We start from the raw sequence: 11,190 nt of genomic DNA, 5'->3' as shown, positions 1-11,190 counted from the left end.
CCCTGCGGATGCACACGTACGATCCGTTCCGATCGGACACTTGTGTCACCTGCGTGCGGGGGGAACGGCGGAACCATGAACAGAGGGGCGAAGATCGGCGTCGGCGTCGCGGCAGCGGCGCTGCTGACGGTCGGCAGCGTCGGCGCTTACAACCTCGTGCACGGGGTGGTGGGCGGCCCGACTGCGGCGCCGACGTTCGACCCCACCGCACTGGCGACGACACCGCCGAGCGGCGACGCGGCGCAGAAGCTGGCGACGGCCTTCCTCCAGTCCTGGCAGAGCGGCCCCGCGCACTACGCCGGCGCGGCGAGCGACACCGACTCCCCGTCGACCGCGGAGACCGCGCTGCAGGGCTACCACGACCGGCTGGGCCTGACGGGCGTCACCTTCACCAACGTCAAGGCGGCCGGCACGTCGACGCAGAACACTGATGCGACGCTTGTGAACTATGACGTCAGCGCCCAGGTGAAGGGCGGCACCTGGACGTACCAGGGCACGCTCTCCGTCGTGCAGAGCACGAACGGCCAGACGGCGGTGCACTGGGCGTCGTCGGTGCTGTTCCCGAAGCTGAAGGACGGCCAGTCCGTCCAGGCCGGAGCGGTGACAGCGGACGCGAGCTCGGTGAAGGTCACGGACGAGAACGGCGCTCCGCTCACGGCTGCGGCGTACCCGTCGCTGACGGACATCCTGGCCACGATCGCCAAGAACTCCACCGCGAGCGGGGGCGGCGGCGGCACGGGCGTAGAGATCATCGGCAGCGACAGCAGCAAGGTCGCGCCCGCCACGGTGTTCACCAAGCCCAAGGCCGAGACGATCAAGACGACGCTCAACGCGCAGCTCCAGGCGAAGGCCGAGCAGGCCGTCAAACAGAAGGTACTGCAGGGCAAGAGCACCGGCGTGGCCGTGGTCCGCCCCGGCGACGGGCACATCCTTGCCCTGGCCTACTCCGGCAGCAGCGGAAACCTGGCGATCAACGGCACCCAGCCTCCCGGGTCGTCCATGAAGATCCTCACTGCGGCGGCGCTCTTCGACCAGGCGAATCTGACGCCCACCTCGACGCTCAAGTGCGACACCACCCAACTCGCCTCGGGTCAGGTCTTCCACAACGAGAAGGACGTCCCGAAGAACCTCAACGCCAGCATCACCGATGACTTCGCCCGGTCCTGCAACACCGCCTTCGTCTACGGCGGGGGCCACTACCTGCTGCACGACGGTACGCCCGCCGACGCACTTCACAACGAGGCCGCGCAGTACTTCGGGTTCGGCAGCTGGACCATCGGAGGCGGCGTCGCCACCACCGACCCGTCCATTCCGGCCGATGTCTCCGGCGGCGACCGGGCGGCCCAGTTCATGGGCCAGGGCAAGGTGACCTTGACCCCGCTGGCGCTGGCCTCTGTCGCGGCCACGGTGAAGGCAGGAACGTTCCACCAGCCGATCATCCTGCCCGGCCAGACCCAGACGCCGGCTCCCTCCTCCCTGTCACAGAGCACGGACAGCGCCCTGAAAACGCTGATGCGCGCGGTCGTCACCGGTGGCACGGCGACTCCGCGTCTCGGCGATCTCGCGGGCGTAGGCGCCAAGACCGGCACGGCGGAGGTCGGAACGACGACCGATGGCTGGATGACCGCCTACAACGGCCAGATCGCCGTGTCGTCGGTGGTCCTCGGCGGCACTTCCGGGGTCGACTCCGCCGGTTACGTCGTCCGCGAGCTGCTGCAGACGACCGGCTCCTGAGCCGCCGTCACCCGTAGACCGACTGCACGTTGTCCCTGGGCGCCGGGCGGTGGTTCGCCGCCGGGCCCAGGGCGAAGGCGGTGAGCAGGTTCTCCGTCGCCTTGGTGACGAACGCCGCCGTGCGAGCGTCCATGCCGTGGTCGCCACCGTCGTCGTGGCCGCCGGCCATCAGTCCCTCGACCCAGCGCATCGTGCCCGAGGCGAAGACGCCCGCGCCGCTGCGGGCGGTGTAGTACGCGGTGTCCGAGTGGCTGTGGTTGCCGTTGCAGACCAGTGGCGAGTGGGCCAGGATCTCGATCGGCCGGGGCGTCGGCGCGCTCGGGATCACCCTGTCGTACTCGACCCCCACGAGGTGCGCGAAGGAGTCGCCCGCGCGCACGCCCGTGCCCGCGAAGAGCCAGTGGTCGGGGGCGTGCACGACGTACGGCGCATCGGTCGGATAGCCCTCGTAGAGGACGCCGGTCATGGACGACTCCGGGTCGGCGGCCGGACCGGAGCGGAAGTCCGTCGTGGTGAGTGCGCGGTCCTGGAGGTAGGCCGGGTCGTCGCGGTAGTCGGTCTTGTAGCAGACGACGGTACGCCCGGCGTCCTCGACGCGGATCCGCCGGAAACAGGTGTTCGCGCCGAGGAAGGCCACGTTCGTGCCCGCGTCGCGCGCCTTCGTCACGGCCTGGCGCTGCTGCGGGGTCCAGTACTCGTCGTGGCCGAGCGAGAGGACGGCGGTCGCACCCGCGAGGATGGACGGGTCGCTGTGGACGTCGACGCCGGTCGTGTACGCGAGCGGGATGCCGAGCCGCTCGGCGAGGACCACCAGGGCACGCTCGTAGACCAGGAACTTCTCCGCGCCATTGTCGTCGTAGGGCCGGTCGAAGGAGACCTTGAGCGCGCGAGAGCCGTAGCTGCCGTTCTCACCCTGGTAGAGGCTGGTGCCGCCCCAGGTGTTGTAGGCCTGCCACGTGGCGGTCCCGTGCATGATCAGCACCCGCCCGCGCGCGTCGGCGGAGCGGATGATCAGCGGAATCCAGCGCTGGGCGTGGTTCTCTGCGTCGAGGCGGAGGAGGTACGCGCCCTCCGGCCAGCGCGTGGTGTCGAGGGTCAGGCTCGGCGCCCAGCGCGCTTGCACGGTCCGGGTGGCGGGGACGATGACCGGCGCGGCCTGCTTGTGTCCCGCGACTCGGCCGGACTTCCAGACCAGACGGGCCTGCGTGCCGCGGTACCAGCCGACGCGGTAGGCGGAAACGGTGAAGCCGGGCGCGGTGGTCGACACGTGCAGGGCGACGGGCTCGCCCGGACGGACGGACGCGCGGTCGGCGTAGCCCTCGATGTCCTCGGGCGCGCCGAGGCGGGTGACCCGCCAGTCGGCGGCGCCGGGTTTGCCCTGCTCCGCCGCGTCGGATGTGGAGGCCGTGCCCTTGGGCGCGGCGACCTGGGTCGCATGTCCGCCGCTCGCCGTGCCACCCGCTTCGCAGGCCGCCAAGCCCAGCCCCGCGCCGACGGCCGCAGCCGCCCCCAGCACGCTCCTACGCGGCAGACCCCGATCCCCGCTCTCCTCCACCCTGCTGCCTCCTCGGCCGACGGTCACCCCCGAACGACCTTACCCACGCGTCGTGGCGAGCGCGGGCAGTCAGGGATGGGCGGAGCGCGCCGACCGGGTGCTGGATGGTTCGGCGAGCGTGGGGTCGGGGCCAGGCGCCGGGTCGGCTTCGGCGGGTGGGGGCGCTGGGGCTGGGGCGCCGTCCGGGGCCGGGCAGTCGTCGTGCAGCGCCGGGATGAGGGCTCGGCTCGTGCCCAGGGCCAGCCGGGGCCAGAGGGCCAGCAGGACCGGGAGCTGCAGGTAGCCGAAGCGTCCCGCAGGGGCCAGCAGGAACGCTGTCGCCACGCCCAGCGCCAGCCGGTCGCAGGCCGCCTTGGCGTCACGAGGCGGGCGGACCAGCAGCCAGACGCAGATGGCCAGGCCGCCCAGGCCGAACAGGGCCAGCGACGCCGTTCGCCCGGCAGGGCCCAGCTGGGCCAGCAGGTGGCCAGGCAGCGGGCTGCCGGCCGGGGTCTTCACCGTGGAGAGGCCGAGCGGGAAGCGGACGACCTGCTCCAGCATCGCGCCCGGGAAGGCCAGTGCGAACGGCAGCACCAGCGCGCCGCCGACCAGCAGCGTCCAACCGACCCCGCGCAGTGCCGCGCGGCGCCCGCGCACCTGGAGGAGCAGCAGCAGCGCGACCGGCACCGCCGGCCACGCCGTCCACTTCAGCGCGCAGACCAGGCCCAGCACCACGCCCGCCCGCGCGCCGTGGCCGCGTCCGGCCAGCGCCAGCGCCAGGCAGCAGCCTCCGATCATCGGCAGGTCCACGCCGCTCACCGCCGCCGGCAGGGCGACCAGCGGTGAGGCGACGACGGCGGCGAGCGGCACCGCGAGCGGCCCGCCCCGCAACAGCCGCCAGGTGGCGACGAGGCAGGCCAGGAAGGTCACCAGGAACCAGACCCTGGCGTCCCCGAGGACGCTCGGCAGGATCAGGTGCGGGAAGCCGAAGAGCGTCATGCCTGGCAGGTAGGGCGTGTAGCCCGTCCAGTTGGTCGGGTGCAGCAGATAGGGGCTGCCGGTGTGCAGCAGCCGGGTGGCCGACTCCTGCACGACCCAGACCTCGGACTGGGCCTCGCCCCGCGCCAGCAGCAGGCCCAGCGGCACGGCGACCGCACCGGCCAGGGCGATCCCCACGGCCGCCCGCAGGGCGTGCGGGCGCGGCAACAGTGCGGCGCTCAGCGCCGCGAGCAGGTACCCGACGCCTGCGGACCAGCCCCAGGCGCGCTGCGAGGCGAGGGAGGAGATCAGCGGGAACGCGAAGGCCCAGCCGGCGCAGCCCAGGGCTGCGAGCACCCAGGGCAGGCGGCGGAACGCCCCCGTCGAGAAGGGGCCATCGGGTCCGGAGGCATGCTGCTCGGCTCGCTGGCGTGGCAGCCAGAGGCGCGCGGCGGCTCGTCGCGCCTCCCCCGAACGGGCATGAGTCGTCGTCACACTGCCAAGCGTAGGAAGGGACGGGCCGTGCTGTCGTCACACTCCAGGGTTGTTCACCCATCCTCCCCCAGTAGGGGGCCACCTGGAGTCGCCGCCGAGGCCATTTCAGTCACCGCCTGCGCGGCCGGGTCGGTCGCCGATGGGGTCGCGTTCGGGTCACCGTCTCAGTCGCCGCCGGCCAGGCCGTGCTCGTAGGCGAAAACGACTGCCTGGGTGCGGTCGCGCAGCTCCAGTTTGGCCAGGATCCGCCCGACATGGGTCTTGATGGTCTGCTCGGAGAGCACCAACTCGTCGGCGATCTCGGAGTTTGAGAAGCCTCTGGCGACCTGGCGCAACACGTCGAGCTCCCGCGCCGTCAACGCGGAGACGGCCTCGGGCCGCAGGTTTCCGGCCCGGCGGCGGCGAGCGACGTCGGCGATCAGACGACGGGTGACCGAGGGGGCGAGCAGCGCCTGGCCCGCCGCGATCACCCGGACGGCGTTGATCAGGTCGCGCGCCGGGGCGTCCTTGAGCAGAAAGCCGCTGGCTCCACGCGCGAGCGCCTCGTACACATATTCGTCGAGGTCGAAGGTGGTCAGGATGAGGACGCGAGGCCCCTGCTCGCCGCCGTTCTGGATGATCGATCCGGTCGCGGTCAGGCCGTCCATGCCTGGCATCCGGATGTCCATGACCACGACATCGGGCCGCAGTTCGCGTGCCAACTGGATCGCGCGCAGCCCGTCGCCCGCCTCGCCGACGAGCTCGATGTCCGGGGCCGTGGACAGCAGGGCGCCCAGTCCGTCGCGGACCATCTCCTGGTCGTCCACGAGCAGCACCCGGATCGCGTCGGACGCGTCCGCCCCTGCCTCGGCCGCCCCGGTCCCCGCCGTCACTGTCACTGCTCCCCCTGTCTGTCCGGCTGCCTGCCCGGCTGTCCGTCCGGCCCGTTCGTGCCCGATTCTCCACGCCGTGCCGCGATCCGCGACGCCGACCCGTCCAACGGGAGCTCGGCCGTCACCTCGAAGCCGCCGTCCGCGCGCCGTCCGGCCCGCAGCGTGCCACCGAGCAGCGCGGCGCGCTCGCGCATGCCGGTCAGGCCGTGCCCACCGTTGCCGCCCGGCGGCGCGGCCGCAGTCCTGCTGTCCGAACAGCCGTCGTCGGCGACGTGGATCCGCACCCGCTCGGCGGTGCGGAGCACCTCGATGGCGACGTGCGCGCCCGGCGCGTGGCGGCCGGCGTTGCTGAGCGCCTCCTGGACGATGCGGTAGACGGAGACGTCGAGCACTGCCGGCGGCCGCTCCGGTCCGCTGCTGAGCGTCAGATCGACCTGCATGCCCGCCCGGCGGGCGGCGCGGACCATGTCGGGGATGCTGTCGATGCCCGGCTGCGGAGCGCGTTCCGCGCCCTCGTCCTCCTCGCGCAGCAGGCCGATCACCCGCCGCATCTCGGTCAACGCCGTGGTGGACGCCTCGCGGATGGCGGCGAAGGTGCGCCGGGTCTGCTCGGGCAGGCCGGGCTCCTTGTACGGGGCGGCCTCGGCCTGGATGGCGATCATCGACATGTGGTGCGCGACGACGTCGTGCAGTTCACGGGCGATCCGGCTGCGCTCCTCCAGCACGGCCTGCCGGGCCAGTCCGGCCCGGCGCTGCTGTTCGGCCTCCTCGAGGTGGCGCTCGGCCTCCAGCCGGGAGTGGATCGACTCCCCCAGGACCAGCACCAGGGTCACGCCGACGGCGGCGACGGCGAGCACGACGACCGGCAGGTTGACCAGGAGCACGGCCGGCAGCAGGACGGCCGCGGCGGTGAGCAGGTCGACGGCGACGGCGATGTCGCGGCCGTAGCGCTGGGCCGTGACGAAGAGCAGCAGCACGAAGGCGAGGCAGGAGCTGATCGACCAGGGCCAGAACGGCGTCGGCGCGTGACCGACCTCGGCGAAGGTCGCGAGTGTCATGCCGAGCGCGCTGATCCGCCAGGCGGCCAACGGCCGCGAGACGACGAGCAGCAGCGGCAGCACCTGAAGGGCGGCGAGCGCCCACGCGAGATTGCCCGGCACCAGCTCGTTGAGCTGGAAGTTCGCCGTCATCGCCAGCACCACGACGGAGACGATCCCGACTGCGCCCAGGGCGAGGCGCGCGTGTCGGCCCAGTCCGGGCGCGAGCGCGACATGCCGATCCGGCGCGGCCCATGCGGCATCCCGCAGCAGCCGCGCGATGCGGCAGATCCGCCCCCAGACGTGGCCGACGCCGCGTCGCAGTGCGCTTCCCATGACCGGGCCAGCCTAGGGCCTGGACGAAGTCCCGGCTCGCGCGGGACGGGTCTGTTCACAGAGGCCGAGGGCGTGAACCGAGTTGGTCAACCTCCGGCCGAGTGGATCCTGCGCACCCACGTGTGGGCGCGCCCCTGAACACGCCTGTGCACACGCCTGTGAACGCGCCTGGGTGCACACCCGCCAAACCATTGACCCTTCGCCAGATTGGCCTATACCTTCCCTCTCATTGGTCTATGCCAATGCCCAAGCCTCCCTTTCCGCGCAAGCGTTCCGCTCCTGCTTGAGGCACCCCCGTCGAGGAGAGTCCATGCCAGCGATCCGTCGCGCCTCCGTCCGTCGTGCCGCCGTCGCCACCGCGGCCGCGGCCTGCGCCGCCGCACTGCTCGGCAGCGCGCCCGCCCACGCCGCCACCGCCTACGAGAACGCAGGCGACCACGGCCACAACCAGAAGCAGCTCATTGGGTACTTCACCCAATGGGGCATCTACTCAGGCAACTTCGAGAAGAATTTGATCAGCAGCGGTGAGATCAAGCACCTCACCGAGCTCGACTACGCGTTCAGCAACATCTCCGCCGACGGCCTGTGCGCCAGCGGCGACAGCTGGGCCGACTACCAGCGGCCCTTCGCCGCCGGCGAGTCGGTGACCGGGCAGGCCGACGCGGCCGGCCAGGCCCTGCTCGGCAACTTCAACCAGCTGCGCGAGCTCAAGGCGCAGTACCCGAACCTGAAGATCGTGATGTCGATCGGCGGCTGGTCCTGGTCGGGACGCTTCTCGCAGGTCGCGTCCTCCGACGCGGCGCGGCAGAAGTTCGTGGCCTCCTGCGTCGACCAGTACGTCAACGGCAACCTCCCGGGTCTTCCGGTAGGCGCCGCCGCCGGGATCTTCGACGGCTTCGCCATAGACTGGGAGTACCCGGGCGAGCCGGGCAACGGCAACCCCTACGGCCCGCAGGACACGCCGAACTTCACGGCGCTCATGCAGGAGTTCCGCAAGCAGCTGGACGTCGCGGGCGACGCGACCGACACGCGCTACCTGCTCACCGCGAACACCTCGGCGAACCCCGCCGCTGCCGCGAAGCTGGAGCTCAGCAAGATCGCCAAGGTCGTCGACTGGTTCAACGTCATGACCTTCGACTATCACGGGGGCTGGGAGGCCACCGGGCCGACCGCGTTCTCCTCCGCGCTGACCCAGGACCCGCGTGACCCGAACCCGGCGAACAACAGGTTCAGCGTCGACCAGGCCGTCCAGTACTACGAGGCGCAAGGGGTCAAGCCGAGCAAGATCGGCCTCGCGGTGCCCTACTACGCCCACACCTGGACCGGCGTCGCCCCCGGTCCACGCGGCGACGGCCTCTTCCAGCCGGCCACGGCGGGCGGCGGCACCCCGAACTACAACCAGGTGGTCACCGCCCCCGGCCAGACCTTCTGGGACCCGGCGGCGAACGAGCCGTACAAGTACGACGCCGCCTCCGGCACCTTCTACAGCTACGACAACCCGCTCTCCCTCTGGATCAAGGGTCAGTACATCCGCGAGCAGGGCCTGCGAGGCACCTTCGTCTGGTCCATGGACGGTGACACCTCCGACGGCAGCCTGACCGCCGCCCTCGGCGCCGGCCTCAACGGCCGCTAGTCACGTCCGACGCGTCAGGCGCATCAGGCGCGGCGCGGACCGACCTCGGTCGGTCCGCGCCGCGCCTGTCTTCGCTGGCTACGCGCGGTACGGCTAGAACTCCCCCAGCGCCTGCGCGACCTCGTCACGGGTGGGCAGGGACGGCTGGGCGCCCGCCAGGGTCGTGCTGAGCGCGGCGGCGACGTTCGCCCGGCGCACGGCCTCGTGCAAGGACCGGCCCTCGGCCAGGCCGACGGCCAGTGCGCCGCAGAAGGCGTCGCCCGCCGCCGTGGTGTCCAGCGGGGCGACCGGGTGCGGGGGCACAAAGGCCACCGCGCCGTCCTCGCAGAGCAGTGCCCCCTCGGCGCCGAGGGTGACCACCACCGCGGTCGGGCCGCGCAGACAACGGGCGGCGTCCGCCACCGCGTGCAGGTCAGGGAGCGGATGGCCGACCAGCGCGGCCAGTTCCTCCCGGTTGGGGACGAGCAGGTCGACCATGTGCAGCAGGTCGAGGCTGAGCTCCCGGGCCGGCGCCGGGTTGAGCAGCACCGTGCCGCCGGCCAGCCGTGCCGCGGCAGCGACGGTCTCCGGCGGGATCTCGTGCTGCAGCAGGGTGATGTCCGCGTCGCGGAGCAGTGCCCCCTCGGACGCGCAGTGCTCAGGGGCGAGGGCGGTGTTCGCGCCGGGGCTGACGATGATCGAGTTCTCCCCGGTCAGGTCGTCCACCGCGATCAGCGCTCGGCCCGTCGGCACCCCGTCGACCGCCTCGACGCGGCTGACGTCCACGCCCTCACGCTCCAGCGCCCGCCGCAGTCGCGCACCCGCGTCGTCGGCGCCCACCCGGCCCAGCATCGCGACTGCCGCGCCGAGCCGCGCCGCGGCGACCGCCTGGTTCGCGCCCTTCCCGCCCGGATACTCGGCCAGATCCCCGCCGAGCACGGTCTCGCCAGGCCGCGGGTGCCGTGGCACGGGCACGACCAGGTCGAGGTTGATGCTTCCGACGACTGCGATCTTCGGCATGGGGTCACCCTACTTAACGCAGGTGGGGGCGGCTCTCGGAGGGGAGGGACGGAACCGGCTCAGCCGTTGAGGACCGCCTGCATGACGGCCTTGGCGATCGGCGCGGCCAGGCCGCCGCCGCTGATGTCGGCGCGGTTGGCATTGCTGTCCTCGATCACCACCGCCACCGCCACCGGCGAGGCCGACGACGCGTTGGGCTTCGCATAGGAGATGAACCACGCATAGGGCGTGCCGCTGTTGCCGACGCCGTTCTGCGCCGTTCCCGTCTTGCCGCCGACGATCGCACCCGGGATCTGCGCGTTCGCGCCGGTACCGGTGTTGACCACGTTCACCATCGCCTGCTGGATCTGGGTGGCCACACTTTCCGAGACCGGCTGACCGAACTGCTTGTCCCCGAAGCTCTGCACCGTAGACCCGTCGCTCCGAGTGACCTTGTCCAGCAGCCGCGGCTGCATGAGCACTCCGTTGTCGGCGATCGCGGCCGCGACCTCCGCCATCTCCAGCGGGGTCGCGGCCGTGTCGTACTGGCCGATCGAGGAGAGCGCGAGGAACGCCTGGCTGGTCAGGCCGGTGTCGAAGTTGCTCCTCACCACCCCTACCGGCACCGTCTGGCCGGTCTGGTTGAACCCGAATGCCTCCGCCGTCTTGACCATGTTCTTCGCACCCACGTCGACCCCCGCCTTGCCGAAGACGGTGTTGCAGGAGACCTGAAGCGCATAGTCAAGCGTCGCGTTGGTACACGCGTCGCTCGCGGACTCGTTGGTGAGCGCGTGGTTCGTGTCGTTCGGCGTGTACGGATTCGGCGAGTTCGTCGGGACGTCGATCCCGCTGTAGAGCCCGGTCTGCAGCGCCGCCGCCAGGGTGACCACCTTGAACGTCGAGCCCGGCGGGTAGGTCTGACGCAACGCTCGGTTCAGCATCGGCTGTGTGCTGTCCGCGTTCAGCCTCGTCCAGTCGGCCGTGGCGGCCTGGCCGGCTCCGGTGACGCCGTTCGGGTCGTACGAGGGGGTGCTGGCCAGCGCCAGGATCCGACCGGTGGCGGGGTCGATCGCGGCGACCGCGCCGCGCTTCGTGCCGAGCCCCTGGAATGCGGCCTGCTGCGCCTTGGGGTTGATCGTGGTGAAGACATTCCCGCCGGGCACCGACGCCCGGGAGATCTCGTCCCAGAGCGGCTGCGTGGAGAGGCGGCTGTCCTGACCGGTCAGCAGGTCGTTCTCGACGCCCTCGACCAGCGTGTTGCCGTAGGTCTGCGAGGAGAACCCGGTCACCGGGGCGTAGAGCGGGCCGTCGGTGTACGTGCGCTGGTACGCGTAGGTGCTGCCGGTGTTCTTGGAGCCGGTGACGGATTTGCCCGCGACGAAGATGTCACCACGCGGCTGGCTGTAGCGGGCGATGACGCTGCGCTGGTTGGCCGCGTTGTCGTTGAGCGACTTGGCCTGGAAGACCTGCAGTCTGGTGCAGTTGAGGAGCAGCAACACGACCAGGAGGAGGCAGAACAGCCCGGCCCGACGCCCGGTCCTGCTCAACGACAGGCGGACCGCTCCGGCGGGCGTGTTCGGCCGCGCAGCCTTC

At 71.7% G+C, this 11,190-nt stretch carries 8 protein-coding genes; 2 read left to right on the top strand and 6 right to left on the bottom strand.

Translation table 11 applies throughout. The annotated features are described in order from the left end of the window. The first annotated feature begins 75 nt into the window (after positions 1-75). Positions 76-1,734, top strand: a complete 1,659-nt coding sequence (locus ABIA32_RS06060; RefSeq protein ID WP_370092792.1) for a penicillin-binding transpeptidase domain-containing protein — start codon at positions 76-78, stop codon at positions 1,732-1,734. A 7-nt stretch (positions 1,735-1,741) separates the two neighbouring features. Here ABIA32_RS06060 and ABIA32_RS06055 read toward each other — a convergent pair whose 3' ends face one another. The 4 genes from ABIA32_RS06055 to ABIA32_RS06040 form a co-directional block, all read right to left on the bottom strand. After that, positions 1,742-3,289 carry a N,N-dimethylformamidase beta subunit family domain-containing protein gene (locus tag ABIA32_RS06055; protein ID WP_370092791.1) on the bottom strand — a complete coding sequence of 516 codons (1,548 nt, stop codon included), beginning with the start codon at positions 3,287-3,289 and terminating at the stop codon, positions 1,742-1,744. Between the two features lie 69 nt (positions 3,290-3,358). Further along, positions 3,359-4,741 carry a glycosyltransferase 87 family protein gene (locus ABIA32_RS06050; protein WP_370092790.1) on the bottom strand — a complete coding sequence of 461 codons (1,383 nt, stop codon included), beginning with the start codon at positions 4,739-4,741 and terminating at the stop codon, positions 3,359-3,361. A 164-nt stretch (positions 4,742-4,905) separates the two neighbouring features. Then, entirely contained in the window at positions 4,906-5,613 is a 708-nt protein-coding gene (locus tag ABIA32_RS06045) for a response regulator (RefSeq protein WP_370092789.1), read from the bottom strand. 2 nt (positions 5,614-5,615) lie between these two features. Beyond that, on the bottom strand, positions 5,616-6,986 hold the full coding sequence (locus ABIA32_RS06040; protein ID WP_370092788.1) for a sensor histidine kinase: 1,371 nt from the start codon (positions 6,984-6,986) through the stop codon (positions 5,616-5,618). Positions 6,987-7,296: 310 nt separating this feature from the next. On the opposite strand from ABIA32_RS06040, the gene ABIA32_RS06035 reads away from it, so the two are divergent. Next, positions 7,297-8,619 carry a glycoside hydrolase family 18 protein gene (locus tag ABIA32_RS06035; RefSeq protein ID WP_370092787.1) on the top strand — a complete coding sequence of 441 codons (1,323 nt, stop codon included), beginning with the start codon at positions 7,297-7,299 and terminating at the stop codon, positions 8,617-8,619. Positions 8,620-8,712: 93 nt separating this feature from the next. Here ABIA32_RS06035 and rbsK read toward each other — a convergent pair whose 3' ends face one another. After that, on the bottom strand, positions 8,713-9,618 hold the full coding sequence (gene rbsK / locus ABIA32_RS06030; RefSeq protein ID WP_370092786.1) for a ribokinase: 906 nt from the start codon (positions 9,616-9,618) through the stop codon (positions 8,713-8,715). Between the two features lie 59 nt (positions 9,619-9,677). After that, positions 9,678-11,144: a peptidoglycan D,D-transpeptidase FtsI family protein gene (locus ABIA32_RS06025; protein ID WP_370092820.1), complete on the bottom strand. Its 1,467-nt coding sequence runs from the start codon at positions 11,142-11,144 to the stop codon at positions 9,678-9,680. Positions 11,145-11,190: the final 46 nt, after the last annotated feature.

This window comes from Streptacidiphilus sp. MAP12-20, from assembly GCF_041262525.1.
Classification (GTDB): Bacteria; Actinomycetota; Actinomycetes; order Streptomycetales; family Streptomycetaceae; genus Streptacidiphilus.
Note: the sequence above shows the minus strand (reverse complement) of the source record. Positions and strands in the feature narration are given on the sequence as shown.